The organism is Pseudomonas sp. R76 (assembly GCF_009834565.1).
Taxonomy (GTDB): domain Bacteria; phylum Pseudomonadota; class Gammaproteobacteria; order Pseudomonadales; family Pseudomonadaceae; genus Aquipseudomonas.
Map to the genome: position 1 here is coordinate 4,072,185 of NZ_CP019428.1, position 26,323 is coordinate 4,098,507.

General features: G+C 60.9%; 24 protein-coding genes. 13 read left to right on the forward strand and 11 right to left on the reverse strand.

Annotated features, from left to right (window positions below; translation table 11 throughout):
* Positions 1 to 61: 61 nt before the first annotated feature.
* From PspR76_RS18185 to PspR76_RS18210, 6 genes are all read left to right on the forward strand, one after another.
* The gene (locus tag PspR76_RS18185; RefSeq protein ID WP_159957464.1) at positions 62 to 1,459 is read left to right on the forward strand and encodes a sigma-54 interaction domain-containing protein; all 1,398 of its coding nucleotides are present in this window, start codon (positions 62 to 64) and stop codon (positions 1,457 to 1,459) included.
* A gap of 297 nt (positions 1,460 to 1,756) precedes the next feature.
* On the forward strand, positions 1,757 to 3,148 hold the full coding sequence (locus PspR76_RS18190) for a GntP family permease (RefSeq protein ID WP_159957466.1): 1,392 nt from the start codon (positions 1,757 to 1,759) through the stop codon (positions 3,146 to 3,148).
* A 7-nt stretch (positions 3,149 to 3,155) separates the two neighbouring features.
* On the forward strand, positions 3,156 to 3,929 hold the full coding sequence (locus tag PspR76_RS18195) for a 3-hydroxybutyrate dehydrogenase (protein WP_159957468.1): 774 nt from the start codon (positions 3,156 to 3,158) through the stop codon (positions 3,927 to 3,929).
* A 161-nt stretch (positions 3,930 to 4,090) separates the two neighbouring features.
* Positions 4,091 to 6,043 (forward strand): acetoacetate--CoA ligase, encoded by a 1,953-nt coding sequence (locus PspR76_RS18200; protein ID WP_159957470.1) that lies wholly within the window; start codon positions 4,091 to 4,093, stop codon positions 6,041 to 6,043.
* 143 nt (positions 6,044 to 6,186) lie between these two features.
* The gene (locus PspR76_RS18205; RefSeq protein WP_159957473.1) at positions 6,187 to 8,724 is read left to right on the forward strand and encodes a PAS domain-containing sensor histidine kinase; all 2,538 of its coding nucleotides are present in this window, start codon (positions 6,187 to 6,189) and stop codon (positions 8,722 to 8,724) included.
* Positions 8,725 to 8,774: 50 nt separating this feature from the next.
* The gene (locus tag PspR76_RS18210; protein ID WP_003174397.1) at positions 8,775 to 9,050 is read left to right on the forward strand and encodes a peptidylprolyl isomerase; all 276 of its coding nucleotides are present in this window, start codon (positions 8,775 to 8,777) and stop codon (positions 9,048 to 9,050) included.
* Between the two features lie 150 nt (positions 9,051 to 9,200).
* On the opposite strand, the gene PspR76_RS18215 is transcribed toward PspR76_RS18210, so the two are convergent.
* The 8 genes from PspR76_RS18215 to PspR76_RS18250 form a co-directional block, all read right to left on the reverse strand.
* The gene (locus PspR76_RS18215; RefSeq protein ID WP_159957475.1) at positions 9,201 to 10,106 is read right to left on the reverse strand and encodes a sugar kinase; all 906 of its coding nucleotides are present in this window, start codon (positions 10,104 to 10,106) and stop codon (positions 9,201 to 9,203) included.
* Positions 10,107 to 10,234: 128 nt separating this feature from the next.
* Positions 10,235 to 11,443, reverse strand: coding sequence for an amino acid deaminase (locus PspR76_RS18220; protein ID WP_159957477.1), 1,209 nt, complete (start codon positions 11,441 to 11,443; stop codon positions 10,235 to 10,237).
* Between the two features lie 8 nt (positions 11,444 to 11,451).
* Positions 11,452 to 12,216: an IclR family transcriptional regulator gene (locus PspR76_RS18225; protein WP_106580124.1), complete on the reverse strand. Its 765-nt coding sequence runs from the start codon at positions 12,214 to 12,216 to the stop codon at positions 11,452 to 11,454.
* 143 nt (positions 12,217 to 12,359) lie between these two features.
* Entirely contained in the window at positions 12,360 to 12,746 is a 387-nt protein-coding gene (locus PspR76_RS18230; protein ID WP_159957479.1) for a RidA family protein, read from the reverse strand.
* A gap of 14 nt (positions 12,747 to 12,760) precedes the next feature.
* The gene (locus PspR76_RS18235) at positions 12,761 to 13,543 is read right to left on the reverse strand and encodes an amino acid ABC transporter ATP-binding protein (protein ID WP_065907741.1); all 783 of its coding nucleotides are present in this window, start codon (positions 13,541 to 13,543) and stop codon (positions 12,761 to 12,763) included.
* Positions 13,540 to 14,202 (reverse strand): amino acid ABC transporter permease, encoded by a 663-nt coding sequence (locus PspR76_RS18240; RefSeq protein WP_025857548.1) that lies wholly within the window; start codon positions 14,200 to 14,202, stop codon positions 13,540 to 13,542. Before PspR76_RS18240 ends, PspR76_RS18235 begins: the two co-directional genes overlap by 4 nt.
* Positions 14,203 to 14,213: 11 nt before the next feature.
* Entirely contained in the window at positions 14,214 to 14,876 is a 663-nt protein-coding gene (locus PspR76_RS18245) for an amino acid ABC transporter permease (protein WP_159957481.1), read from the reverse strand.
* 52 nt (positions 14,877 to 14,928) lie between these two features.
* On the reverse strand, positions 14,929 to 15,777 hold the full coding sequence (locus tag PspR76_RS18250) for a transporter substrate-binding domain-containing protein (RefSeq protein WP_159957483.1): 849 nt from the start codon (positions 15,775 to 15,777) through the stop codon (positions 14,929 to 14,931).
* Between the two features lie 472 nt (positions 15,778 to 16,249).
* Between PspR76_RS18250 and PspR76_RS18255 the strand changes: the two genes are divergently transcribed.
* Positions 16,250 to 16,498 carry a hypothetical protein gene (locus tag PspR76_RS18255; RefSeq protein WP_159957485.1) on the forward strand — a complete coding sequence of 83 codons (249 nt, stop codon included), beginning with the start codon at positions 16,250 to 16,252 and terminating at the stop codon, positions 16,496 to 16,498.
* Positions 16,499 to 16,586: 88 nt separating this feature from the next.
* Positions 16,587 to 16,940 (forward strand): thioredoxin family protein, encoded by a 354-nt coding sequence (locus tag PspR76_RS18260; RefSeq protein WP_159957487.1) that lies wholly within the window; start codon positions 16,587 to 16,589, stop codon positions 16,938 to 16,940.
* Here the strand turns inward: PspR76_RS18260 and PspR76_RS18265 are convergent.
* The 3 genes from PspR76_RS18265 to rpiB form a co-directional block, all read right to left on the reverse strand.
* Positions 16,924 to 18,492: a TerC family protein gene (locus PspR76_RS18265; protein ID WP_159957489.1), complete on the reverse strand. Its 1,569-nt coding sequence runs from the start codon at positions 18,490 to 18,492 to the stop codon at positions 16,924 to 16,926. The two genes, PspR76_RS18260 and PspR76_RS18265, sit on opposite strands and share 17 nt — an antisense overlap.
* A 376-nt stretch (positions 18,493 to 18,868) precedes the next feature.
* Positions 18,869 to 19,849: a sugar-binding transcriptional regulator gene (locus PspR76_RS18270; RefSeq protein WP_028616426.1), complete on the reverse strand. Its 981-nt coding sequence runs from the start codon at positions 19,847 to 19,849 to the stop codon at positions 18,869 to 18,871.
* Positions 19,850 to 19,912: 63 nt separating this feature from the next.
* Positions 19,913 to 20,374, reverse strand: coding sequence for a ribose 5-phosphate isomerase B (gene rpiB / locus PspR76_RS18275; protein ID WP_159957491.1), 462 nt, complete (start codon positions 20,372 to 20,374; stop codon positions 19,913 to 19,915).
* A gap of 284 nt (positions 20,375 to 20,658) precedes the next feature.
* Here rpiB and PspR76_RS18280 point away from each other — a divergent pair, with 284 nt between their 5' ends.
* From PspR76_RS18280 to PspR76_RS18300, 5 genes are all read left to right on the forward strand, one after another.
* Positions 20,659 to 22,146, forward strand: coding sequence for a sugar ABC transporter ATP-binding protein (locus PspR76_RS18280; protein ID WP_159957493.1), 1,488 nt, complete (start codon positions 20,659 to 20,661; stop codon positions 22,144 to 22,146).
* Entirely contained in the window at positions 22,143 to 23,120 is a 978-nt protein-coding gene (locus PspR76_RS18285; RefSeq protein ID WP_159957495.1) for an ABC transporter permease, read from the forward strand. The genes PspR76_RS18280 and PspR76_RS18285 overlap by 4 nt, the downstream gene beginning before the upstream one ends.
* A 58-nt stretch (positions 23,121 to 23,178) precedes the next feature.
* Positions 23,179 to 24,186 (forward strand): substrate-binding domain-containing protein, encoded by a 1,008-nt coding sequence (locus tag PspR76_RS18290; protein WP_159957497.1) that lies wholly within the window; start codon positions 23,179 to 23,181, stop codon positions 24,184 to 24,186.
* A 155-nt stretch (positions 24,187 to 24,341) separates the two neighbouring features.
* Positions 24,342 to 25,097, forward strand: coding sequence for an SDR family oxidoreductase (locus PspR76_RS18295; RefSeq protein WP_159957499.1), 756 nt, complete (start codon positions 24,342 to 24,344; stop codon positions 25,095 to 25,097).
* A gap of 26 nt (positions 25,098 to 25,123) precedes the next feature.
* Complete coding sequence (locus PspR76_RS18300) at positions 25,124 to 26,239, forward strand: MDR/zinc-dependent alcohol dehydrogenase-like family protein (protein ID WP_159957501.1); 1,116 nt, start codon at positions 25,124 to 25,126, stop codon at positions 26,237 to 26,239.
* Positions 26,240 to 26,323 lie beyond the last annotated feature (84 nt).

Consider the following 26,323-nt stretch of genomic DNA (forward strand, 5'->3'; position numbering starts at 1 on the left):
TCACGGGAGGCGTTCCCACGCAGAGCGTGGGAACGATCACCGTTCACAGGATTCGGCACGCATGAATAGCAACGAAAGCCTCAAGGACTACCAACAGGTTCGCGGCCTGGCCATCCAGTCGCTGTTCGAGATTATCGAGCAGTCCAGCGAAGGCACGGTGATTGTCGACCGTGACGCCAATATCGTGTGGATGAACGAACGCTACGCCAAGCGTTTCGGCCTCAAGAGCGCCGATGAAGCCATCGGCCAGCCCTGCGAACAGGTGATCGCCAACAGCCTGTTGCGCCAGGTGGTGCGCAATGACCAGCCGATCCTGCTGGATATCCAGGACACGCCCAAAGGCCCGTTGGTGGTGATGCGCCTGCCGATCCACGACGACGCAGGCTTGGTGATCGGCGCGATCGGGTTTGCGCTGTTCGATGAGTTGCGCAACCTCTCGCCGTTGATTGAGCGCTACCTGAGCATGCAACAGGAGTTGGCCTCCACGCGCTCGCTGTTGCGGTCGCGGCAGAGCAAATACAATTTTGCGCATTTTATCGGCACCAGCGCCGCCAGCCTGGAAGTCAAACGCCGGGCGCGGCGCAGTGCGAGTGCGGAGTCGCCGGTGTTGCTGCTGGGCGAAACCGGCACCGGCAAAGAGTTGCTGGCCCAGGCCATTCACGGCGCTTCGCCCCGAGCGCACAAAGCCTTTGTCAGCATCAACAGCGCGGCAATTCCCCATGACCTGCTCGAAGCCGAGTTCTTCGGCACCGCGCCGGGCGCGTTTACCGGTGCCGACCGCAAGGGCCGTCCGGGCAAATTACAGATCGCCCAGGGCGGCACGCTGTTCCTCGACGAGATCGGCGACATGCCGTTGCCGCTGCAAAGCAAACTGCTGCGGGTGTTGCAGGAAAAGGAATACGAGCCCGTAGGCTCCAATGAAATGCTCCACAGCGATGTGCGGGTGATTGCCGCCACGTCGATGGACCTGGAAGCGGCGATCAAGCGCGGCGAGTTTCGCGCGGATTTGTATTACCGGCTCAATGTGCTGCCGATCCAGGTGCCGCCGCTGCGCGAGCGCCTGGACGATATTCCGGCGTTGAGCGAGGCGATTCTGGAAGAGTTGCGCAGCCAACATGAACTGGCGCCTGAGGCACTGGCGCTGCTGGCCCGGCATGCGTGGCCGGGGAATATCCGCGAGCTGCGCAATGTGCTGGAGCGCGCGGCGTTGTTGAGTGATGACCTGGTGTTGGATGCCCAGGAGATTCGCGCGGCGATTGGCACGTTCAGCCCAGTGGCGCGTGGCGCGGTGGAGACGGTTGCGGGCGAGACGTTTGCGGCGGCGCGGGAGCGCTTTGATCGGCAGGTGATTGGCGCAGCGTTGGCGGCGAGTGAAGGCAATGTGGTGGAGGCAGCCAAGCGATTGGAGCTTGGCAGGTCGACGCTGTACAAGAAGATGGTGGCCTTGGGCATTGCCTAATCTCTATAAAGAGACACAAATCTCAATATCAAGACACTTTCATGTGGGAGCTGGCTTGCCTGCGATAGCGGTCTGTCAGCCCACACACCTGCAACTGAAACACCGCCTTCGCAGGCAAGCCAGCTCCCACATTGAATCTTCATTTGTCTCTAAATAGAGATAAAATTCAAAGCCCTCGCTTAACTACACAATAATTTCCTTATATATCAATTGGTTAAACAGTTGGCACAGATCTCGCTATAGCCCCTCTCCAAAGCCTCACCCCACAAAAATAACAATTCGATCTGGAGACACACCATGAGTGTGATCATCGCCCTGGCAGCTCTCGCGCTGCTGATGCTGGCTGCCTACCGTGGCTACAGCGTCATCCTGTTTGCCCCCATCGCCGCCCTCGGCGCTGTCCTGTTGACCGACCCGTCCGCCGTCGCCCCTGCGTTTACCGGGGTGTTCATGGAGAAAATGGTCGGCTTTATCAAACTGTATTTCCCGGTGTTCCTGCTCGGCGCGGTGTTCGGCAAGCTGATCGAGTTGTCGGGCTTTTCGCGCTCGATTGTGGCCGCCGCGATCCGTTTGCTCGGCACGCGCCAGGCGATGCTGGTGATCGTGCTGGTCTGCGCCCTGCTCACCTACGGCGGCGTGTCGCTGTTTGTGGTGGTGTTTGCGGTATATCCGTTTGCAGCGGAGATGTTCCGCCAGAGCAATATCCCCAAGCGCCTGATCCCGGCAACCATCGCCCTCGGTGCGTTTTCGTTCACCATGGACGCCCTGCCCGGCACGCCGCAGATCCAGAACATCATCCCCAGCACCTTCTTCAACACCACCGCCTGGGCCGCACCCTGGCTGGGCCTGATCGGCACAATCTTCGTGTTCTGCACCGGCATGCTCTACCTGGCGCGCCAGCGCAACAAGGCCCAACGAGCCGGTGAAGGCTATGGCACCGAGCTGCGCAATGAGCCGGAAACCGCTGACAACCTCGCCCTGCCCAACCCATGGATCGCGCTGTCGCCGCTGATTCTGGTGGGCGTGATGAACCTGCTGTTCACCCACTGGATCCCGCAGTGGTACGGCAAGACCCACAGCCTCAGCCTGCCCGGCATGAGCGCGCCGGTGACCACCGAAATCGCCAAGCTCACGGCAATCTGGGCGGTGCAGGCGGCGTTGCTGGTGGGCATCGTGATGGTGCTGGTGTTTGGCTGGTCGGCGATCAAAAGCAAACTCGCCGAAGGCAGTAAAAGCGCGGTCAGCGGTGCGCTGCTGGCGGCGATGAACACCGCGTCGGAATACGGCTTTGGTGCGGTCATCGCCTCGCTGCCGGGCTTCCTGGTGCTGGCGGACTGGCTCAAGGGCATTCCCAACCCGCTGGTCAACGAAGCGATTACCGTGACCCTGCTGGCCGGCATCACCGGTTCGGCATCCGGCGGCATGAGCATCGCCTTGGCGGCAATGTCCGAGAGCTTTATTTCGGCGGCGCATGCGGCCAATATTCCCCTTGAAGTGCTGCACCGCGTCGCGGCCATGGCCAGCGGCGGCATGGACACCCTGCCCCACAACGGCGCGGTGATCACGCTGCTGGCGGTGACCGGGCTGACCCACCGCGAAGCCTACAAGGACATTTTCGGCATCACGATCATCAAGACCCTCGCGGTGTTCGTGGTGATCGGTACTTTCTACGCCACCGGCATTGTGTGAGGTTTTCATGACGACATTGAACGGCAAGACCGCCCTGGTTACCGGCTCCACCAGCGGCATCGGCTTGGGGATAGCCCTGAGCTTGGCAAAGGCCGGCGCTAACCTGATCCTCAACGGCTTCGGCGACGCCAGCGCGGTGATCGCGCAAGTGCAGGCGTTCGGCGGCAAGGTCGGCCATCACCCGGCGGACGTCAGCGACCCGGCGCAGATCGCCGACATGATCGCCTATGCCGAGCGTGAGTTCGGTGGCGTGGATATCCTGGTCAACAACGCCGGCATTCAGCATGTGTCGGCGGTGGAAGACTTTCCGGCCGAGCGTTGGGACTCGATTATCGCGATCAATCTGTCGTCGGTGTTCCACAGCACGCGCTTGAGCCTGCCGGGCATGAAGGCCAAGGGTTGGGGGCGTATCGTTAATATTGCCTCGGTGCATGGCCTGGTCGGTTCGGTGGGCAAGGCTGCGTATGTGGCGGCCAAGCATGGCGTGATCGGTTTGACCAAGGTGGTCGGCCTGGAAACTGCGACCAGTAACGTCACCTGCAACGCCATCTGCCCGGGCTGGGTGCTGACGCCACTGGTGCAGAAGCAGATTGATGACCGCGCAGCCAAGGGCGTCGATCCGCAGCAGGCACAGCATGACTTGCTCGCGGAGAAACAGCCGTCGCTGGAGTTTGTGACGCCGCCGCAGCTGGGTGAGTTGGTGTTGTTTTTGTGCAGTGAGGCCGGCGCGCAGGTGCGCGGGGCGGCGTGGAATATTGATGGCGGCTGGCTGGCGCAATAAATACAGGCACTGAACATCAAATGTGGGAGCTGGCTTGCCTGCGATAGCGGTGGGCCAGTTGACTCATTTGTCACTGATACACCGCTATCGCAGGCAAGCCAGCTCCCACAGTTTCGACCTGTGTTGGCTGGGAGCCTGGTACAAGAACAAGAGACTCCCGCATGTCCGAAATCCTCTGGCAACCGTCCCCCGAACGCATCCGCAACACGCGGATGGACCAGTTCCGGCGCTTCATCAACCGGCGCTACAGCCTGCAGCTCGGCGACTACCCGGCCCTGCACCAGTGGAGCATCGACCAGCGCCCCGACTTCTGGCAGGCCATCGTTGCGTACTTCGAGGTGCAATTTCGCAGCCCGCCCAGCGAGACGTTGATCGAAGAGGCCGAAATGCCCAGCGCCCAGTGGTTTCCCGGCGCCACCCTGAACTTTGCCGAACACCTGCTGCGCCGTCGCGATGATCACCCGGCGGTGGTCGCGATCAGCGAGGACGGCCAGCGCGAACACCTCAGCTATGCCGAACTGGCTGCACATGTCGCGGGCCTGCAAAACAGCCTGCGCGCGGCCGGTGTCGGGGTGGGCGACCGCGTCGCCGCCTGCATGCCCAATACCTGGCAAACCCTGGTCGGCATGCTCGCCACCACCAGCCTGGGCGCAATCTGGTCGTGTTCATCGCCGGACTTCGGCACCCAAGGCGTGATCGACCGGTTCGGCCAGATCGAGCCCAAGGTGCTGATCACCTGCGCGGGTTATCGCTACGCCGGCAAAGACATCGACCAGACGGCCAAGCTGAATGAAATCCTCGAACGCCTGCCGTCCCTCGAACAGTTGATCATCGTGCCTTACGCGCGGCCTCAAGCGCGTGCTGAGGACTACCAGACTCACGCCAAGGTCGCGCTGTGGAACGAGGTTTACCAACCCGGCGGCGAGCCTGAGTTCGTCGCGGTACCGTTCGATCACCCGCTGTACATTCTCTATTCCAGCGGCACCACCGGCGTGCCCAAGTGCATCATCCACGGCACCGGCGGCGTGCTGCTCACCCACCTCAAGGAACACGGCCTGCACGCCGACCTGTCGCGCGACGACTGCCTGTTCTACTACACCACCTGCGGCTGGATGATGTGGAACTGGCTGGTGTCGGTGCTCGCGCTCGGCGCCACGGCGGTGCTGTATGACGGCTCGCCGTTTCACCCCGGGCCTGCGCGCTTGATCGACCTGATCGACGCGGAACGGATCAGCGTGTTCGGCACCAGCCCCAAGTTCCTCGCCACCCTGGAAAAGGCCGGGCTGCAGCCGCGCCTGAGCCACGCTCTGGGCAGCCTCAAAGGCCTGATCTCCACCGGCTCGCCCCTGTCACCGCAGAGCTACGACTACGTGTACCGCGAGATCAAGGCCGAGCTGTGCCTGTCGTCGATGTCCGGCGGTACCGATATCGTCTCCTGCTTTGTGATCGGCAACCCGGTGCTGCCGGTGCGCCGCGGTGAAATGCAGTGCAAGTGCCTGGCGATGGCCATCGAAGTGTGGGACGACCAGGGCCAGCCGTTGGTCGGCGAAAAAGGCGAGCTGGTGTGCACCCGGCACTTTCCGGCGATGCCGATTGGTCTGTGGAACGACCCGGATCAGACCAGGCTGCGCGCCTCGTATTTCAGCCAGTTTCCCGGCGTTTGGGCCCAGGGCGACTACGCCGAACAGCGCCCGAATGGCAGCCTGCTGATTCACGGGCGCTCCGACGCGGTGCTCAACCCTGGCGGCGTGCGCATCGGCACGGCGGAGATTTATCGCCAAGTGGAAAAAGTCCCGCAGGTGCTGGAAAGCCTGGCCATCGGCCAACGCTGGCAAGGCGATGTGCGCGTGGTGCTGTTTGTGCGCCTGGCTGACGGCATCGAACTGGATGAGGCGCTTGAACAACAGATTCGCCAGGTGATCCGCGCCAATACCACGCCACGGCATGTGCCGGCGAAGATCCTCGCCGTCACGGACATTCCACGCACCATCAGCGGCAAGATCGTTGAATTGGCGGTGCGTAATGTGGTGCATGGCGAGCCGGTCAAAAACACTGACGCACTGGCCAACCCGCAGGCCCTGGAGCAATTTCGCGACCGCCCTGAACTGGCGTAAAGATGAAAGGTTTCAGCTCCCAAGCACTCATTTGAAGACAAAACCCCAATGCATGCTATTTTTCGAGGGGTAGTCAGCCGCTCCCGTCTCGCGGGATAATCGGATTTTGTTGTACTTAAAAGTGTCAGGTGTAGGGCTTTTTCATGAATGGAACATCCACCGGTAGCGAAGCCGCTGCATTGATTGCGCGGCTGGACTGGGCGCAAAGCCCCCTCGGTGAGGCCAATGAATGGCCGCAAAGCCTGCGCACAGCCGTCGATATCGTGGTGCACTCACCGATGCCGATGCTGTTGCTGTGGGGCAGCCAACTCACGCAGCTCTATAACGACGGCTTCGCCAAGCTCGCGGGCAACAAACACCCCACCGCGCTCGGCCAGCCGGCGCATGAGAGCTGGCCGGAACTGGCAAGCTTCACTGCGCCGGTCTACGACGCGGTCCTCGGCGGCGAGGTGCGCACGTTCAGCGAGCAGCGCTTCGTGCTGCAACGCAACCATCGCGACACCGAGATCTGGCTCGACCTGACCTACAGCCCGGTCCGCGACGAAAGCGGCACGGTGGCCGGCATCCTGGTCACCGCCATCGAAACCAACGAACGCCGCAGCAAAGCCCTGGAACTGCAGCAGCGCTCCGAAGACAGCCTCAAGGCCCAGCACAACAGCGAGCAGCGCCTGCAACTGGCACTGGCGGCGACGGACGCAGTCGGCACCTGGGACTGGGATATCGGCGAAGACCGCTTTATTGCCGACGCTCACTTCGCCTACCTGCACGGCGTTGACCCGAGTGACGCGGGGCTCTTGCCGATCAGCGAGTACCTGCAAGGCGTGCACCCTGAAGACCGTGGCATGGTGGCGCGCAGCATCAAGCATTGCATCACCTTCGGCACCGAATACGCCGAGGAATACCGCCTGCTGCAAGCCGATGGCCAGGTGCGCTGGGTGTTTGCCCGGGGCCGTTGCTACAAGGACCAACATGGCCGCCCGGCGCGCTTTTTAGGCGCCGCGCTGGACCTGACCGAGCGCAAGCACACCGAGCAGGCCCTGCGCCAAAGCCAGACCGAGCTGCAGTTGATCATCAACGCCATGCCGGTGCTGATCGGCTATGTCGATCACGAACAGCGTTTTCGCCTGAACAACAGCGCGTACCTGGAGTGGTACGGCATGACGCCGCAAGAGCTGTACGGCAAGAGCATCCGCGAAGTGCTCGGTGATGAGGTGTATGCCGGGCGCGCCGACAAGATCGCCGCCGCGCTGCGCGGCAAGGCCTGCAGCTTTATGACCATCACGCCGCACCACGACGGCCGGCCGCGCCATGCGTTGATGAAGTACCTGCCGCGCTTCAGCAATGACGGCTCGGTGAACGGTTTCTACATCTTTGTGATCGATGAGACCGAACGCAAACTCACCGAAGAAGCCCTGCGCCACCTCAATGAAAACCTCGAAGAACGCGTGGCCCAGCGCACCCAGGCGCTGGCCGAGGCCAACCAGCGCCTGCAAAACGAGATGTTCGAACGCGAGCGCGCCGAAGACGCGCTACGCCACGCGCAGAAGATGGAAGCGGTGGGCCAGCTCACCGGCGGCATCGCCCATGACTTCAACAATATGCTCACCGGGATTATCGGCAGCCTGGACCTGATGCAGCGCTACATCGCGGCCGGGCGCAGCGACGAAATCGGCCGGTTTACCGACGCGGCGGTGTCTTCCGCCCACCGCGCGGCCGCCCTCACCCACCGGCTGCTGGCGTTCTCGCGGCGCCAGTCGCTGGACCGACGCCCGCTGGACCCCAACCAGTTGGTGGCCTCGCTGGAAGACTTGTTCCGGCGTACCAAGGGCGCGCACATCACGCTCAAAGTGGAACTGGGCCGAGATATCTGGGCGGTGAACACCGACGCCAGCCAATTGGAAAACGCCCTGTTGAACCTGGTGATCAACGCGCGCGACGCCATGCCCGACGGCGGCGAATTGCTCATCGAAACCGCCAACAGTTACCTGGACGGCACCGACATCACCACGCTGGAACCGGTCAAGGCCGGCGATTATGTGATGCTCGGCGTGAGTGACAACGGCAGCGGCATGGCGCCGAAGATTCTGGCCAAGGCGTTCGACCCGTTTTTCACCACCAAGCCCATAGGCCAAGGCACTGGCCTTGGGTTGTCGATGATCTACGGGTTTGCCCAGCAATCCGGTGGCCACGTGACCATTCAAAGCGAGCCCGGCAAAGGCACCAGCGTGCGCCTGTACCTGCCGCGCCTGCATGGCACTGCGCTGGAAAGCAGCCTGCCGGCGCACATGAGCGAAGCCCCGCTGGCCCTGGCTGGCGAAGCCGTGGTGGTGGTCGAGGACGACCCCGCCGTGCGCATGCTGGTGGTCAATGTGCTGGATGAATTGGGCTACACCGCGCACCAGGCGGCGGATGCACGCACGGCACTGCCGTTGCTGGAGTCGGATTTGCGTGTGGACCTGCTGGTGACCGATGTCGGCCTGCCGGGCATGAACGGCCGCCAATTGGCGGAAATCGCCCGCCAGCACCGGCCCGGCCTGCAAGTGTTGTTCATGACCGGTTACGCCGAAAAAGCCGCCGAACGCCAGGGTTTCCTTGAAGACGGCATGGACATGGTGGCCAAGCCGTTCTCCATCGACCTGCTGGCGACGAAAATCCGCAGCATGATCAACGTTGACGAATGAGTTCAGGCATAATCGCGCGCCCTTCCGTTTGACCGTTGCAAGGTAACAACATGAAAGCCCAAGCCCGTCACATCCTGGTCAAGACCAGTGAAGAAGCCGAACAGCTCAAGCAGCGCATTGCCAAGGGCGAAGCGTTTGATGTGCTGGCCAAGAAATACTCGACCTGCCCGTCCGGCAAGCGCGGCGGTGATTTGGGTGAAGTGCGGCCAGGGCAGATGGTCGGGGCGATTGATGCGGTGATCTTCAAGAAGCCGGTGAAGGTGGTGCATGGGCCGATCAAGAGCAAGTTTGGGTATCACTTGGTGCAGGTGTTTTACCGCGACTGACCAGAGAGCGGACGCGGAGCGTCCGGTGAGGCATTCCCACGCGGAGCGTGGGAACGATCAAGCCAGCTCCCACAGTTGAGCGCATTTCAACTGGAGGAATGCAGTCAAATGTGGGAGCTGGCTTGCCTGCGAACCGCCGCAGGCGGCCATTCACCGCGCAATCAAAGCCCCGGGCACCTGAATCACCCGGCTCGCCAACCGATGCCCAGCCAAGGCCGCCTCCTCAGGTGACTGACCTTTCAGCCGACTGGCCAGATACGCCGCACTGAACGAATCCCCCGCCGCCGTGGTGTCCACCACCTTCTCGACCTTCAACGCCGGTACGGCAAAACGCTCGCCGTCACAGCGGATCAAGCATTCATCTGCACCGCGCTTGAGTACCACTTCGGCAATCGCCGGGTACGCCGCAAACACCTGTTCGCTGTCGGCATAGCCAAACAACGCACGTTCGTCGTCTTCGGTCAGCAAGGCGATATCCACCTCGGCCAACACCGCGTGATACGCCGCGCGCGCCGCTTCGACGCTGGCCCATAAACGCGGCCGGTAGTTATTGTCGAACACCACCTTGCCGCCGCGCCGGCGGGTTTCGATCAGGGTGTGCAGTAAACGCGCGCGCCCGACTTCACCGAGTACCGCCAGGGTGATGCCGCTGAAATACACCACGTCGTAACCCGGCAAAGCCGCCAGGATCGGCTCGGCGGCCGGGGTGGTGAAGCAGTCGCGCACGGCGGCTTCGTTGCGCCAGTAGAGGAATTTGCGCTCGCCGTTGGCGTCGGTCTGGATGCAGTACAAACCGGGTAGACGGCCGGGCAAGCGTTGGACCATGCCCAGGCCGAGGCCTTCGTCGGTCCATTGTTGGCACATGGCATCGCTGAAGCTGTCATCGCCCAGGGCGGTGACGTAGTCGACCGTGCCGACGCTGCCCAATTCGCGGCGCAGGTAGACGGCTGCGTTGAGGGTGTCGCCGCCGAAGCTCTGCTGCAGGCTGCCGTCGGCGCGGTGTTGGAGTTCGATCATGCATTCGCCGATGAGGGCGATGCGCGGTTGTGTGTTCATGCCTGGGTCTCTCGGTGTTCTGGAGGGCCTCTTCGCGAGCAAGCCCGCTCCCACATTTGATTGCATTTCAACTGAAGGAACTCGGTCGAATGTGGGAGCGGGCTTGCTCGCGAAGGGCGCGACGCGGTTTAGAAACAGGTATGCAAGGACTCGATCACCTGCAACTGCTCATCCACCAGGCAGCCCACTTGCCATTTGTCGAAGGTCAGGCACGGGTGCGAGGTGCCGAAGGAGATGATGTCGCCGATACGCAGTTCAACCCCCGGCGCCACGCTCATGAACGCGTGCTGGTCCATCACTGCCGTGACCTTGCACGCGGTGACGTCATCGCCTTCGGCCGGCAGAATCCCGGCCTTGTAGCGCTTGAGCGGCACCGGCAGGCCGGCGTCGTAGGCGACGTCGCGCTTGCCCAGGGCAATCACCGCAAAGCCCGGCTCTGGCAACGATTGCACATGCGCCCAGACTTCCAGCGCCGGGCGCAGGCCTTCGTTGAGGTCGCTGCGGCGGTCGAGCACGCAGCATTGCGCTTCTTTATAGATGCCGTGGTCGTGGGCCACGTAGCTGCCAGGTCGCAGCACACTGAGGAAGCGGCCGGCAGCGTTTTGTGCTTCAAACGACTCGGCGATCAGGTCATACCAGGCCGAGCCCGAGGCGGTGATGATCGGCTTGGGCAGGTCGAAAGAACCATTGTTTTGCAGGTCCACTGCCAGACGCACCAGGCTGGCGGCGAAGTCGCGGATGCCGCTGACGGCGTGTTCGCCGTGGATCACGCCTTCGTAGCCTTCAATACCGGTAAGGGCCAGGGCTGGCTGGGCCTTGATCGCCTTGGCCAGCTCGCGCACTTCCTGCTCACTGCGGCAACCGCAACGGCCGCCGACCACGCCGTACTCGATCATCACGTTCAGGCGCAGGCCGCGGGCGGCGAAGAACAGACCGAGGTCGGCGACGTTGTCCGGGTGATCGACCATGCAGTGGAAGTCAAAATCCTTGTCGGCCAACAAATCGGCAATCAACGCCATGTTCGGCGCGCCGACCAGTTGGTTGGCCATCAATACGCGGCGCACGCCACCGGCATAAGCGGCGCGGGTTTGCACCGCGTTAGCCAGGGTGATGCCCCAGGCGCCGGCTTCGATCTGGCGTTGGAACAGTGCCGGCATCATGCTGGTTTTGCCGTGGGGCGCGAGTTCTGCGCCGCTGTTGCTGACGAATGCCTGCATCCAGCGAATGTTGTGTTCCAGGGCGTCGCGGTGCAGCACCAGGGCCGGTAGGCTGACGTCGCGGACCAGGTGGGCGCCAACGGCGGCGGCGCCTTTTTCAACGGCATTGAGGGCAGACATAAAAACTCCTATTCGTTGATGCGACGGGCCAGGTTGTTGGCGCTGTCGATCAACACCCGGCGATAGTCGTTGTAATTTTTAATCGCGTCGGCGCGCGGGGCGACGATGCACAAGGTTGCGATGCTGATGCCTTGCGCGTCCCGCACCGGGGCGGCGAAGCAATGGGTAAAGGTGTCGGCCACACTGTCGAAAGAGAAGAACCCGTCGAGGGTGGCCTGACGGATTTGCGCCAGGAACGTTTCCAACGGCAGGCGCTGGCCGTCCGGCAGGATGAAGTCGTCGTAGTCGATCAGGTCGATGATTTGCTGGTCACTCAAGTGCCCCAGCAGCAGGCGCCCGGAAGCTGTCCACGGGATTGGCGCGTTTTCGCCGATGTCCGACGAGATGCGAAAATGCCGCTCGCCTTCGCGCATCAGCGCCACCGTATATTTGCGCCCGTTGAGCAGGCACATCTGCGCGGTTTCGTGGGTTTGGCTGACGATTTCCTGCAAGGCGTGGTCGGCCTCGCGGGTCAGGTCGAAATGGCGCAGGTGCGCCTGGCCGAGGAAGTACAGCTGGCGGCCGAGGTAGACGTGGCCGTCCTTGCCCACCGTTTCGAGGATGCGCCGTTCAAGCAACGAGGCGACCAGTTCGTAGACGGTGGATTTGGGGCTGCCGATGCCGCTGGCAATATCATTCGGGCGCAGGGGCTGGCCGATTTCCTTGAGAAAATCGAGGATATCGAATGCACGGTCCAGTCCTTTGGCGCGGCGTTTGATGGTGTCTTCGGTCATGGCAGTAGTCGGTCTCTGTTGATCGTTCCCACGCTCTGCGTGGGAACGCATACCGTGACGCTCTGCGTCACAGAAGCGGACGCAGAGCGTCCAGGGCGGCGTTCCCACGCAGAGCGTGGGAACGATCGTTTAGGCAGCCATCTTTACTTCTTCTTGTAGGCCACGCAATCGATCTCGACCTTGCAGTCCACCATCATGTTGGCCTGCACACAGGCGCGCGCCGGGGCGTGTTCGGGGGTGAAGTATTCGCCGAAGACTTTGTTGAAACTCCAGAAGTCCCGTGGGTCTTCCAGCCATACACCGACGCGCACCACGTCTTTGAGTTCGTAGCCGGCCTCTTCCAGAATCGCCACCACGTTGCGCATGGTCTGGCGGGTTTGCTCGACGATGCCGCCGTTGATGATTTCACCGTCGACTGCCGGCACCTGGCCCGAGACGTAGAGCCAGCCGTCCGCTTCCACCGCGCGGGCGAAAGGACGAGGTTGGCCACCGCCGGCGGTGCTGCCGGTGCCGTAACGAGTAATGCTCATAAAGTTGCTCCTGATTAAAAACGAATGTTCTTCAAAAATTCCGCCAGGCGCGGCGATTGTGGGCGTTCGAAGATGTCTTTCGACGTGCCCTGCTCTTCAATGCGGCCCTGGTTCATGAATACGATCTTGTCCGACACTTCGTAGGCAAAACGCATTTCGTGGGTGACCAGCAACATGGTCATGCCCTCTTCCGCCAAGCCCTTGATCACGCTGAGCACTTCACCCACCAACTCGGGGTCGAGGGCCGAGGTGACTTCGTCGAACAGCATGAGGCTGGGGTTCATCGCAATCGCACGGGCAATCGCCACGCGCTGTTGCTGGCCGCCGGAGAGCTGGCCCGGGAAGTGGTTGCGCCGCTCCAGCAGGCCGACGCGGTCCAGCCATTTTTCCGCCAGGGCCACGGCTTCGTCCTTGCCCATCTTCTTGACCTTGAGCAAGCCGAGGGTGACGTTTTGCAACGCGGTAAGGTGCGGGAACAGGTTGAATTGCTGGAACGCCATGCCGGTCATCGCGCGGTGCTGGGCAATCACGCGCTCGGGGTGACGCACGCGCTTGCCGGCGATTTCGCTGTAGCCGATGGACTCGCCGTCCAGGGTGATCTGGCCGCCCTGGAATTCTTCCAGCAGGTTGACGCAACGCAGCAGCGTGGTCTTGCCCGAGCCGCTGGAGCCGATCAACGTCACCACGTTGCCGCGCTGCATGGACAGGTCGACGCCCTTGAGCACTTCTACCTGGCCGTACTGTTTACGCAGGCCGCGAATGTTCAGCAGCGGTTGGTTAGTTTGAGGTTGGTTCATGGCAAGGCCACCCGCTTTTCAATGTAGCGCCCGAATAACTCGATGGCGTAGTTGATGACAAAGAACAGAAACCCGGCGAACAGGTAGAACTCCAGGGTCATGAAGGTACGCGCGATCACTTGCTGGGTGCTCAGCAGCAATTCAGCCACGCCGATCACCGAGAGCAAGGTCGAGGCCTTGACGATTTCCGTGGAGGAATTGACCCAGGTCGGCAGGATCTGGCGCAACGCTTGAGGCAACAGCACGTAGCCCAGGGATTGGTAGAACGTCAGGCCAATCGCCTTGCCCGCTTCCAGTTGCCCGCGGGGAATGGCTTGCAGCGCACCGCGCACGATTTCCGAGACGTGGGAGCCGCAAAACAGTGTCAGCCCGACGGCGCCAGCCTGAAACGCGGTGATCTGCCAACCCAGCGCCGGCAGCATGTAGAAACACGCCAACACCAGCACAAACACCGGCGTGCCACGGATCAGGTCGACATACAGACGAAACGGCGCGCGCATCCAGAACTTGCCGTAGGTCAGGATCAACCCGGCGACAATGCCGATCAGCGTACCGAATATAATCGCCAGCGCAGACACATACACGCTGGCCTGAAAGCCCGCCCACAGGGTGTCCCGGGCGATCCACAACTCATGCAACCAGCTGGGGGATTCGTACATGGAAACCCTCCTTAACGACGGATCGCCAGACGCTGTTCCAGGTAACGGAGCAGCATGGCAATGAGGTAACAGGCAGCCACGTAGAGCGCAGTCGTGACCAGCCAGGTTTCAATCACCCGGTAGCTTTCGACGTTGATCTTGCGGGCGTAGTAGGTCAGCTCCGGCACGGCAATCGCAGCCGCCAGCGAGGTGTCCTTGAACAGCGAGATAAAGTTGTTCGACAGCGCCGGCAACACGTTGCGCAGCATCACCGGCACGGTGATATAGGCGCGGATACGCCACTCGCCCAAGCCAATCGCCAAACCTGCTTCACGCAAGCCCTTGGGGATATTCAACAGCCCGGCGCGGAACACTTCGGTGAGGTAGGCACCGGCGTACAGCGACAAGGTGATGATGAACGAGGGAATTTTGTCGAGACGAATCCCCAATGACGGCAGTGCAAAGTAGATCAACAAGATCAGCACGAGGATCGGCGTATTGCGGATCACCGTCACATACACCGAGGCGAAGACTCGCAACGCGCGGTGTTTGGACAACATGGCAAACGCCATCATCAAACCGATCACGCAGCCAATCGCGATCGACAGCAGCGCCAGCTCAAGGCCCAGGCCGAGCCCCGCCAGCAAGCTGGGGAAGTCACGCCACACGGCGGCAAAGTTCAACTGATAGTTCATGGTCGGCAGTACCTGATTGGGGCGCCGTCAGGGGCGCCCCAGGGTTTACGATTTACTTGAACTCAACCGGGAAACCGATCGCTGGTTCTGGCAAATCCACGCCGAACCATTGCTTGAACGAGGCCTTGTAGGTGGGGAATTCCACACCGGTCATGGCTTCATGCAACGCGGTGTTGACGAAGTTCAGCCAGTCCTGATCGCCACGCTTGACCGCGCACGCGTAGGTTTGCGGGCTCCAGGCGTAGGTCGGGCTGCGGTAGCGGCCGGGGTTCTGCACCATCAGGTACTTGACCGAGGATTGGTCGGTGGCGGCGGCATCGGCGCGTCCGGAGTTCACGGCCTGGTACATCAGGTCGACGCTGTCGTATTGGTCGACCTTGGCTTTGGGCAATGCCTGGTGCACCAGCTCTTCGGCGTAAACGTTTTGCAGCACGGCCACGGTGACGCTGTCGCCTGCGGCTTGCAGGTCTTCGATTTCCTTGTACTTGCTGTTGTTCGGCAACAGCAGGCCCACGCCTTCGCGGTAGTACGGCAAGGTAAATGCAACTTGCTGCGCACGGCTGGCGGTGACGGTGATGAACTGGCAACTCATGTCGACCTTGTCGGTCAGCAGGTTGGGAATACGTGCGTCAGACGACTGCACCACAAACTCAACCTTGCTCGGGTCATTGAACAGACCCTTGGCGACGATACGGCCGATGTCGATATCAAAACCCTGCAACTTGCCATCCGCTCCCTGGAAGTGCCACGGCGCATTGGTACTGCCTGTACCCACGATGAGATGCCCACGCTTGAGCACATCATCGAGCTTGCTGTCCGCCGCCTGCACTACGCTTGCGAGGGAAGCCGATGCGGCGAAGAGAAAAACACACGCTTTGAACACGGAAGGTCGGTGATGCATGACAAGCACTCCAGGAGTTGTGTATTCCGCTATACCGGAACTTAGTATGTAACAACGGAATAGACAGCAGAAAGTGTGCCACACGGGGTAAGAGAAAAATATGATTGGGATAAATTCGTTTTGAATCAATTGGATGAGTATTGGGAGGGAATGAGGCGCTGTGCCAGTAAGTGCAATGGTGTTGCTACTCAGGGCCACACAGTGGGGTGACAGAGTGAGGTGGCGCACCAGGGTGGCGTTACCGTGCACCGAAGCGGGGCTGTTATTGATTCCCTGTGGGAGCGGGCTTGCCCGCGATAGCGGTGGGTCAGTCAACATTGATGGTGGCTGAGCTGACGCATTCGCGGGCAAGCCCGCTCCCACAGGGGAATTTCCCACAGGGGATTTTCGTTGCTTTTGAGCAGTGTGTGGGTGTGGATGATTTTTTGGGTTGGGCTAGGCTGGGGGTATCTGTGTGCAGGAGCCGGGCGTGATGAAGGTAAGAATTTTGGTGGTTGTGTTGGGTTGTTTGGTGGCCGGTACGGCCTCGGCCAGTAATGATCGGCGTGAATGCAAGGAAGAATTAACCAAGCTGAAAGAGGCTTTCAGCACCGATTACACCAGCCAGAACCATCACGGCTATCGCAAGGCGAAGGCGTCGCGGGACAATGAGGAATACAAGAAATGCGCGAGTCAGGCGCGCAAGGCCCGTGAACGCGTGGAACGTGACGCAGATGTGTAAGCGTGTCTACCTGTGAAGGTTGACAGTAGACGGGGGTGATCTCTCGGCTTAGCGTTGGCAGAAACCGCAAGCCGAGAGGGATTTCATCATGGCAACCACTAACGACGTCATTACCAGCCAGGCGGGCTATGAGTCCGCACTGAAACAGGGTCGAATCGTATTCACGCTATTTGTTTCAAAAAGCTGCCCGGCATGCGAGTACTACAGACCATTTTTTGAAAGCGCCGCCAAAGAGCATGATAGGTTTGTGGATAGCTATGTCATCGAGCCGACCGTTGCGCCTGAGCTGGGCAAGCCTGAACGCCGCAGTACTGAGAAGGTTACCGGCACACCTACGCTGGTAACGCATATCGACGGCGAGGTTCAGGAAGTCATCAGAGGGTTTGTAGACGAGAAAACTCTGACGCAAGAACTGAACGATATATTCAGCCGCTATGCCTAGCTGTAGGCTCCAGACGAACTTGCGTCACCCGCCGCTCATCCACCGCTGCCACGGTAAGGCGCCAGCCTTCATGCTCAAGGCTGTCGCCGACCATCGGCAGGCGGTCCAGCAGGCTCATGACTAAACCTGCGAGGGTCTGATAATCGTCGGTGGCCACGGCCTTGAAGCCGGTGCGCTGGCGAATCTGGTTCAGGTTCACGGCACCATTGGCACGAAAACCCTCGCCGTCCTCGACAATATCCGGCCCTTCAATCTCGCTGGCATCCGGCAATTCACCGGCGATGGACTCGAGAATGTCGGTCATGCTCAACACCCCCATAAAATCGCCGAATTCGTTGATCACGAACGCAATGTGGGTGGATTCCTGGCGCATCTGCTCCAGGGCGTTGAGGATCGAAAAACTCTCCAGCAGGTTGATCGCGCGGCGCGCCAAGTGCTCCAGGTTCGGCTCGTCGCCGGCCAGGTATTCCTTGAGCAACTCCTTCTTGTGCACGAAACCTAATGGCTCATCGATAGCGCCGTGGCGGATCAACGGCAGGCGCGAGTAGGACGAATGCATCAATTTCAGGCGAATAGTGTCGCGATCGTCCGACAGATCAATACAGTCGACCTTGGCCCGTGGCGTCATCAAGGTGCGAATCGGCCGCTCGGCCAATTGCAGCACGCCGCTGATCATCACGCGCTCGCGTCGATCAAACAACGGGCCCTGGGCTGCATCCGGCTCGCCCATCAGGTCAGCAACGTCGTCATCCATGCCTTCGACGGCCAGGCTGCGACCGCCGAGCAAACGCATCACCGCATGCGCGGTGCGCTGGCGCACCGGCAACGTGCCTTGCGCCGACTTCTTGCGGCGGGCGCGGGCAATCTGGTTGAACACCTCGATCAGGATCGAGAAACCAATCGCCGCATACAGATAGCCCTTGGGAATATGGAAGCCCAAGCCTTCGGCAGTCAGGGCGAAGCCGATCATCATCAAGAAGCCCAGGCACAGCATGATCACCGTAGGGTGCGCGTTGACGAAGCGGGTCAGCGGTTTACTCGCCACGATCATCAAGCCGATGGACACGATCACTGCGATCATCATCACCGCCAGTTCATCCACCATGCCCACGGCCGTAATCACCGCGTCGAGGGAGAACACCGCGTCGAGCACCACGATCTGCGCCACGATCGGCCAGAACATCGCATACGCCACATTGCCCGAGCGCTGGGCCACGTGGCCTTCCAGGCGCTCATGCAATTCCATGGTGGCCTTGAACAACAGGAACACACCGCCAAACAGCATGATCAGGTCACGGCCGGAGAAGCTCTTGTCGAACACCTCGAACAAGGGCTGGGTCAGCGTCACCAACCAGGAAATACTCGCCAGCAAGCCCAGGCGCATCAGCAACGCCAGGGACAAACCAATCAACCGCGCGCGGTCGCGCTGCTCCGGCGGCAACTTGTCCGCCAGGATCGCGATAAACACCAGGTTGTCGATGCCCAGCACCAGTTCCAGCACAATCAAGGTCAACAGGCCGAGCCAGGCCGTTGGATCCGCTAACCATTCCATTTATAGAGTCTCGTAATAGATTTCAGAATGCCGGACACGGCAAAGCGCGGTCAGTGGACCGGGACAAGGTTAGCAGTCGGAATACGGGGTGCTTTAACGGGAACAGCAGCAAATGTCTTGGGGAAAGACGACTGGGAGGCTCCAAGAGGGTGTTCATGCAAGTCCTGAAATAACAAAAGGACTTGGATCGTACAGGCGAAACCAAAATTTCCCACAACGCAAAACTATTACAAAATCTGTAATCAACGCTCTCAGCCCCCACAAAAAACCTGTGGGAGCCGGGCTTGCCCGCGATACAGGCGACTCGGTCTATCAACAAGGCCAAGGTGATGCCATCGCAGGCAAGCCAGCTCCCACATTTTTAATCCGTGTTGAATCAAGACTTTCGCGTTGCATCATCCAGCGCCAAAATCGTGTGCGCATTCGTCACCGTCGTCGCCAGCGTATTAATCACCCCCGAGCGCAACGCCCCTAAGGTCGCCGCCGCCTTGGTGTTCTCACTGGCAATCGCCACCACATCCGGAATGCGAAACAACTCCTGCACCGTCAGCCCGATCACCCGCCCCTGAATAGCGTTGACCGCCGGCTGCCCGTGTATGTCGATAAAGTCATAGCCCATCATGTCGCCCACCGTACCGGACAACCGCGCCTGGGCAATTTCCTGCGGCGAAAACCAGCCCATGCGCACCATGTTGCTGTTCTCGCTCATGTCACCAATGCCGATCAGCGCAATGTCCGCCCGCCGCGCCCGATCCAGGGTCGAGCGCACCGTGTCATTGTTGATCAACACCCCACGCAATTCCGGGTTTGCCACCAGCGCCGGGGCGTACAGGCTTTCACTCTCGCCACCAAAGCGCAGGGCCAGGCGCCGGCAGATATGGTCGGGGTTCATGTACTCGCCAGCCTTGAGCGAACCGCCGATAGCACAGACAAAGGTACAATTGCGCGTTACCGGCAAAAACACGTTATCCGCTACCGCCCCGACGTTACGCCCCATACCGACAGCGACGATCATGCCGTCACTCAGGGTTTTATTCAGGTAGTTGGCCACCAGGCTGGCCACCGCCGAGCGCTGGGTGTCGGGGTCGCTGTGGTCGACGGCAATCAACGCGCGATCAAGTTTGAAACGCTGCACCAGCGCCTGCTCAAGCTCGTTGTTCATCGCCGGGTGCTGCAACACGCGCACCTCGACAATCCCTTCATCGCGCGCACGTTTGAGCAGGCGGCTGACTTTCGCGCGTGACAGGTCGAAGCGTTTGGCAATGGCCTCCTGAGTGACGTTCTCGAGGTAATAGAGCATCGCCACTTCGGTCATCTGATCGATATCGCTGGCGATGCGCTGGGTACTGTCACTCATGGGGACGGGCTTCCGTTTCGGCGTCAAAGGCGCATTCTCCCGACTCTTGCCCCGTTCCGTCCACTATTGATGCCCATCGCGTTCGATCGCATTGATACGCGCCACCTTGGCCCCGGAACGCGCCGCCTCGAACTCAGAGGCCAGAAACGCGGTGACGATGCTTTTGGCCAGCTCGGCGCCGACCACCCGCGCGCCGATGGACAGGATCTGCGCATCGTTACTCTTGCGCGCGCGCTCCGCAGAATAGGTGTCATGCGCCTGCGCGGCGCGAATACCCAGCACTTTGTTGGCCGAGATGGCCATGCCAATCCCGGTGCCGCACACCAGCACGCCCAGGCGTTGCTGCCCGGCGTTAATGGCAGTGGCCACGGCCAGGGCGATGTCCGGGTACAGCACCGGCGCCGTGGAGTGGGTGCCGAAGTCGGTCACCGGATAACCCAACGCCTCGATATGGCGCTTCAACAGCTCTTTGAGCTCAAAACCCGCTTCATCGCATCCGATAGCCACCGGGAAAGGTGTGTTCATGGCGTCTGGCTCCGCTGCCGTTATCCTACTTTACGACTGATCAATTGATCATTCAGTGAACTTTCGCTCAGTCATTTCGCGTGCATTCACACCCTCCTGTCAAGCGAGTTTTAACTGACCCGACAGTCAAAGCCCTTTAAAAGGGCATTCACTGTAAGCAAGGCGACATTTACAGCTTTTCACTGAAAGAGATTGACTGATCAGAATTTCATTTGGTACACATATGATCACAGCAAAACATGACTGTGCGACCTAATAAGAATTCACAGCACGAGGACACGCCGATGGCCACGCCATTACTGCTCCAGGCTGAACACGTCGCCAAGGCTTACGCCGGGGTCCCTGCCCTGCGTGACGGGCGCCTCTCTCTGCGGGCCGGCAGCGTCCACGCGTTGTGCGGCGGCAATGGCGCCGGCAAGTCGACCTTCCTGAGCATCCTGATGGGCATCACTCAACGTGACGCCGGGACCCTCCTGCTCAACGGCACCCCCGTTCAATTCAACCGACCAAGTGAAGCCTTGGCGGCGGGGATCGCGATGATCACCCAGGAGCTGGAACCCATCCCTTACATGACCGTCGCCGAAAATATCTGGCTGGGTCGCGAACCGCGCCGTGCCGGTTGCATCGTCGACAGCAAGACCCTTAACCGCCGCACCCGCGAGTTGCTCGAAAGCCTGGAATTCGACGTCGACGCCACCAGCCCCATGCACCGTCTGAGCGTGGCGCAGATTCAACTGGTAGAAATCGCCAAGGCCTTCAGCCATGACTGCCAAGTGATGATCATGGACGAACCCACCTCTGCCATCGGCGAGCGCGAGGCAGAAACCCTGTTCAAGGCGATCCGACGCCTTACTGCGCGTGGCGCCGGCATCGTCTATGTGTCGCACCGCTTGAGCGAACTGGCGCAGATCGCCGATGACTACAGCATCTTTCGCGATGGCACCTTTGTCGAAAGCGGGCGCATGGCCGATATCGACCGCAACCACCTGGTGCGCGGGATTGTCGGCCAGGAGCTGACTCGCATCGACCACAAGGTCGGCCGCGAATGCGCCGCCACCACGTGCCTGCAAGTCGACAACCTGAGCCGCACCGGCGAGTTCCACGACATCAGCCTGCAACTGCGCCAGGGCGAAATCCTCGGCATTTATGGCCTTATGGGCTCAGGGCGCAGCGAGTTTCTCAACTGCATCTACGGCCTGACCGTGGCGGACTCCGGCAGCGTGACCCTGCAAGGCAAACCCATGCCCATCGGCCTGCCCAAAGCCACGATCAACGCTGGCATGTCACTGGTCACCGAAGACCGCAAAGACAGCGGCCTGGTGCTGACCGGCAGCATTCTTTCCAATATTGCGTTGTCGGCCTACAAGCGCCTGTCGAGTTGGTCGCTGATCAACGCTCGCAAGGAAACCCAACTGGCCGAGGACATGGTCAAGCGCCTGCAGATCAAGACCTCGTCGCTGGAGCTGCCGGTGGCCTCCATGAGTGGTGGCAACCAACAGAAAGTGGTTCTCGCCAAATGCCTGTCGACCGAGCCGGTGTGCCTGCTCTGCGATGAACCGACCCGTGGCATCGACGAGGGCGCCAAGCAAGAGATCTACCACTTGCTCGACCAGTTCGTGCGCGCCGGTGGCGCGGCCGTTGTGGTCTCGTCGGAAGCCCCGGAACTGCTGCATTTGAGTGATCGCATCGCTGTATTCAAAGGCGGCCGGCTGGTGACCATCAGCACCGACACCGCCCTTTCCCAGGAAGCCTTGTTGAGTCTTGCCTCATGAATGCCAAAACCATTGCCCCACCCCTGACTGCCGCGCCGCGCAATCGCCTGCGTGTGTCCCTCGACCGTTTCGGCCTGCCGCTGGTGTTTATCCTGCTGTGCGTGGTGATGGCGTTTTCCAGCGAATACTTTATGACCTGGCGCAATTGGATGGACATCCTGCGCCAGACCTCCATCAACGGCATCCTTGCCGTGGGCATGACTTACGTGATCCTGACCAAGGGCATCGACCTGTCGGTGGGCTCGATCCTGGCGTTTGCCGGGCTGTGCAGCGCCATGGTCGCGACCCAGGGTTACGGCCTGCTGGCGGCGGTCAGTGCCGGGATGTTCGCCGGGGCGATGCTCGGCGTGGTCAACGGCTTTATGGTCGCCAACCTGTCAATCCCACCGTTCGTGGCCACCCTGGGCATGCTCAGCATCGCGCGAGGCATGACCTTTATTCTCAACGACGGTAGCCCGATCACCGACCTGCCCGACGCTTATCTGGCGCTGGGCATCGGCAAGATCGGCCCGATTGGCGTGCCGATTGTCATCTTCGCGGTGGTCGCGCTGATCTTCTGGATGGTGCTGCGCTACACCACCTACGGCCGTTACGTGTACGCCGTGGGCGGCAATGAAAAGAGCGCGCGCACCTCCGGCATTGGCGTACGCAAGGTAATGTTTTCGGTGTACGTGGTCTCGGGCCTGCTCGCCGGTCTGGCCGGCGTGGTGCTGTCGGCGCGCACCACCTCTGCCCTGCCCCAGGCCGGGGTTTCCTACGAGCTGGACGCGATTGCCGCCGTGGTGATCGGCGGCACCAGCCTGTCGGGCGGCACCGGCAGCATTGTCGGCACGCTGTTCGGCGCGCTGCTGATCGGCGTGATCAACAACGGCCTGAACCTGCTCGGCGTGTCCTCCTATTACCAGCAAGTCGCCAAGGGCTTGATCATCGTGTTTGCGGTACTGATCGACGTGTGGCGCAAGAAAAAACGCTAGTCGCTGTCCCTCGAAAAAATGCACTGAACGACCCACAACAATAAGCGGAGTTCTCACCATGAAACCTGGAATGTCTTTGGCTGTCGTCGCGGCCCTCTCCCTGCTCGCCAGCAGTATTGCGTTTGCTGCCGACGGCAAGACCTACAAAGTCGGCGCCGCCGTCTACGGCCTCAAGGGCCAGTTCATGCAGAACTGGGTGCGCGAGCTCAAGGAACACCCGGCGGTCAAGGACGGCACCGTGCAATTGACCGTTTTCGACGGCAACTACGACGCCCTGACCCAGAACAACCAGATCGAAAACATGGTGACCCAACACTACGACGCCATCCTGTTCGTGCCCATCGACACCAAGGCCGGTGTCGGCACGGTCAAGCAAGCCATGAGCAACGACGTGGTGGTCATCGCCTCCAATACGAAAGTAGCCGATGCCTCCGTGCCCTATGTGGGCAATGACGACGTAGAAGGCGGCCGCCTGCAGGCCCAGGCGATGGTCGACAAGCTCAACGGCAAAGGCAACGTGGTGATCATCCAGGGCCCGATTGGCCAGTCGGCGCAGATCGACCGGGAAAAAGGCGAGCTGGAAGTGCTGAGCAAACACCCGGACATCAAGATCATCGAGAAGAAGACCGCCAACTGGGACCGCGCCCAGGCCCTGACGCTCACCGAAGACTGGCTGAACGCGCACCCCAAAGGCATTAACGGGGTGATCGCGCAAAACGACGACATGGCCCTCGGCGCCGTGCAGGCGCTCAAATCCCACGGGCTGACCTCCAAGGACGTGCCGGTGACCTCCATCGACGGCATGCCGGACGCGATCCAGGCGGCGAAAAAAGACGAAGTCACCACCTTTCTGCAAGACGCCCAGGCCCAATCCCAAGGCGCGCTCGACGTAGCGCTGCGCGCACTGGCGGGCAAGGACTACAAACCGCAGTCGGTGATTTGGGAGCGTTACGGCAAGGACGTGAAATGGGGTGACGGCACGGCCAGGAACTACATCCTGCCGTGGGTGCCAGTGACGAATGCCAATGCGGATGCGCTGTACAAACAAGTCAGCGGCGGTAAGTAGCGGTTTCGACCTGTGGATGCATTCCAACTGTGGGAGCGGGCTTGCTCGCGAAGGCGGTGTGTCAGTCAGCACATCCGTCAGCTGATCCACCGCTTTCGCGAGCAAGCCCGCTCCCACATTGGATCTCCACCGTTTTCAAAAATGGAGTTAATCGTATGTCTGGATTCTGGAACCAAGCCTTCGACCTCACCGGCCGTTGCGCGGTGATCACCGGCGGCGCCGCCGGGATTGGCCTGGCCTGCGCCACCTTGCTGGCAGAACGCGGCGCGCGCGTGGCCTTGCTCGACCGTGACCCCGCCGTAGTAGACGTCGCTGCCAGCCTGGGCGCCGAGCACCTGGGCATTGCCGTCGACCTCGGCCAGATCGGTCACATACAGCACACCATCGACAGCGTCTTCGAATACTTCCAGCGCCTCGACTACCTGGTCAACAGCGCCGGGGTTGTATTACTGGACAAGGCCATTGATGTCAGCGAAAGCGCTTGGGACACCACCCTGGACATCAACCTCAAGGCCAGTTTCTTCGTGGCCCAGGCTTGCGCCAGGCACATGCTCGCCAACGGCGGTGGGCGCATCGTCAACCTCGCCTCGCAAGCCGCCGTGATCGGCCTGGACCGTCACGTCGCTTACTGCGCGAGCAAGGCCGCGATTGTCGGCATGACCAAAGTGCTGGCCATGGAATGGGCGCCACAGATCAACGTCAACGCCATCTCCCCGACCATTGTCGAAACTGCGCTGGGCAAGAAAGCCTGGGCTGGTGAAGTGGGCGAACGGGCCAAATTGCAGATCCCGGCGGGTCGTTTTGCCCAGCCGGAAGAAATCGCCGGGCTGGCGTTGTACCTGCTCAGCGATGCCGCGCAGATGATCACCGGCGCCAACATGGTGATTGACGGCGGCTACAGCATTCAGTAATTCATTTTTTGTCGTGAGGTTTTGTCATGTCCACCGTCACCGAACGCACACCTGAATACCTGTCCCCGGTCATCCCGAAAACCATGCAGGCGGTGGTCTGCCATGGCCCGGAAGACTACCGCCTGGAAACCGTCGACGTGCCCACACCCGGCCCCGATGAGATCCTGACCAAAGTCGAGCTGTGCGGCATCTGCATGGGCGACATCAAGACCTACCGCGGCGCGCCGTCGTTCTGGGGCGACGCCGAACAACCGCGCTACGTGAAGCCGCCGATGATCCCCGGGCATGAATTCGTCTGCCGCGTAGTTGCCCTCGGCCCAGGCGCGGAAAAACGTGGCGTGGCGGTCGGTGACCGGGTGATATCCGAACAGATCGTGCCGTGCTGGGGCTGCCGTTTCTGCAACCACGGCCAGTACTGGATGTGCCAGAAGCATGACCTGTATGGCTTCCAGAACAATGTGCAGGGCGCCATGGCCCAGTACATGATCTTCACCAAGGAAGGCATTATTCACAAAGTGCCGGAATCCATCGCCCCCGATGAAGCCATCCTCATCGAACCGCTGGCCTGCTCACTGCATGCCGCCGAGCGTGCAAATGTCGACCATGACGACGTGGTGGTGGTGGCCGGTGCGGGCACGCTGGGCCTGGGTATCATCGGCGCGGTGCGCCTGCGCAACCCGAAAAAACTGATCGTGCTGGACATGAAACCCGAACGCGCCGCGCTTGCCCTGCGCATGGGCGCCGACGAAGTTTGGAACCCGGCCGAAGTCGACGTCATGGCCAAAATCCGCGCGATCACCGACGGCTACGGCTGCGACATCTACATCGAAGCCACCGGCCACCACAAGGCGGTGAACCAGGGCCTGGCGATGCTGCGCAAGCTGGGGCGCTTCGTCGAATTCAGCGTATTCAATGACGAAGCCACGGTAGATTGGTCGATCATCGGCGACCGCAAGGAATTGGACATTCTGGGCTCACACCTGGGGCCATACATGTACCCGCGCGCCATCGATTTCATCGGCAACCGCAAGATCGACATGCGCGACGTGGTGACCCACAAGTTTGCCTTGGCGGACTTCAAGGAAGCGTTTGCGGTGATGGAGCGCGGGGATAAATCACTGAAAGTGGTATTGGAACCCTGACCTCAGCAACAACACATAACCTTGTGGGAGCTGGCTTGCCTGCTCCCGCAGTTGATCTTCGTTGCCCTTAAGAATAAGAACACA

Bases quoted from the DNA above. Each gene is read 5' to 3' on its own strand.
- PspR76_RS18280 (WP_159957493.1), top strand. From the start codon at position 20,659: ATGGCCACGCCATTACTGCTCCAGGCTGAACACGTCGCCAAGGCTTAC.
- PspR76_RS18215 (WP_159957475.1), bottom strand. From the start codon at position 10,106: ATGAACACACAACCGCGCATCGCCCTCATCGGCGAATGCATGATCGAA.
- PspR76_RS18195 (WP_159957468.1), top strand. From the start codon at position 3,156: ATGACGACATTGAACGGCAAGACCGCCCTGGTTACCGGCTCCACCAGC.
- PspR76_RS18225 (WP_106580124.1), bottom strand. From the start codon at position 12,216: ATGACCGAAGACACCATCAAACGCCGCGCCAAAGGACTGGACCGTGCA.
- PspR76_RS18205 (WP_159957473.1), top strand. From the start codon at position 6,187: ATGAATGGAACATCCACCGGTAGCGAAGCCGCTGCATTGATTGCGCGG.
- PspR76_RS18290 (WP_159957497.1), top strand. From the start codon at position 23,179: ATGAAACCTGGAATGTCTTTGGCTGTCGTCGCGGCCCTCTCCCTGCTC.
- PspR76_RS18260 (WP_159957487.1), top strand. From the start codon at position 16,587: ATGGCAACCACTAACGACGTCATTACCAGCCAGGCGGGCTATGAGTCC.
- PspR76_RS18255 (WP_159957485.1), top strand. From the start codon at position 16,250: ATGAAGGTAAGAATTTTGGTGGTTGTGTTGGGTTGTTTGGTGGCCGGT.
- PspR76_RS18300 (WP_159957501.1), top strand. From the start codon at position 25,124: ATGTCCACCGTCACCGAACGCACACCTGAATACCTGTCCCCGGTCATC.
- PspR76_RS18200 (WP_159957470.1), top strand. From the start codon at position 4,091: ATGTCCGAAATCCTCTGGCAACCGTCCCCCGAACGCATCCGCAACACG.
- PspR76_RS18220 (WP_159957477.1), bottom strand. From the start codon at position 11,443: ATGTCTGCCCTCAATGCCGTTGAAAAAGGCGCCGCCGCCGTTGGCGCC.
- PspR76_RS18295 (WP_159957499.1), top strand. From the start codon at position 24,342: ATGTCTGGATTCTGGAACCAAGCCTTCGACCTCACCGGCCGTTGCGCG.
- PspR76_RS18185 (WP_159957464.1), top strand. From the start codon at position 62: ATGAATAGCAACGAAAGCCTCAAGGACTACCAACAGGTTCGCGGCCTG.
- PspR76_RS18235 (WP_065907741.1), bottom strand. From the start codon at position 13,543: ATGAACCAACCTCAAACTAACCAACCGCTGCTGAACATTCGCGGCCTG.
- PspR76_RS18250 (WP_159957483.1), bottom strand. From the start codon at position 15,777: ATGCATCACCGACCTTCCGTGTTCAAAGCGTGTGTTTTTCTCTTCGCC.
- PspR76_RS18285 (WP_159957495.1), top strand. From the start codon at position 22,143: ATGAATGCCAAAACCATTGCCCCACCCCTGACTGCCGCGCCGCGCAAT.
- PspR76_RS18245 (WP_159957481.1), bottom strand. From the start codon at position 14,876: ATGAACTATCAGTTGAACTTTGCCGCCGTGTGGCGTGACTTCCCCAGC.
- PspR76_RS18265 (WP_159957489.1), bottom strand. From the start codon at position 18,492: ATGGAATGGTTAGCGGATCCAACGGCCTGGCTCGGCCTGTTGACCTTG.
- PspR76_RS18210 (WP_003174397.1), top strand. From the start codon at position 8,775: ATGAAAGCCCAAGCCCGTCACATCCTGGTCAAGACCAGTGAAGAAGCC.
- PspR76_RS18270 (WP_028616426.1), bottom strand. From the start codon at position 19,849: ATGAGTGACAGTACCCAGCGCATCGCCAGCGATATCGATCAGATGACC.
- PspR76_RS18230 (WP_159957479.1), bottom strand. From the start codon at position 12,746: ATGAGCATTACTCGTTACGGCACCGGCAGCACCGCCGGCGGTGGCCAA.
- rpiB (WP_159957491.1), bottom strand. From the start codon at position 20,374: ATGAACACACCTTTCCCGGTGGCTATCGGATGCGATGAAGCGGGTTTT.
- PspR76_RS18190 (WP_159957466.1), top strand. From the start codon at position 1,757: ATGAGTGTGATCATCGCCCTGGCAGCTCTCGCGCTGCTGATGCTGGCT.
- PspR76_RS18240 (WP_025857548.1), bottom strand. From the start codon at position 14,202: ATGTACGAATCCCCCAGCTGGTTGCATGAGTTGTGGATCGCCCGGGAC.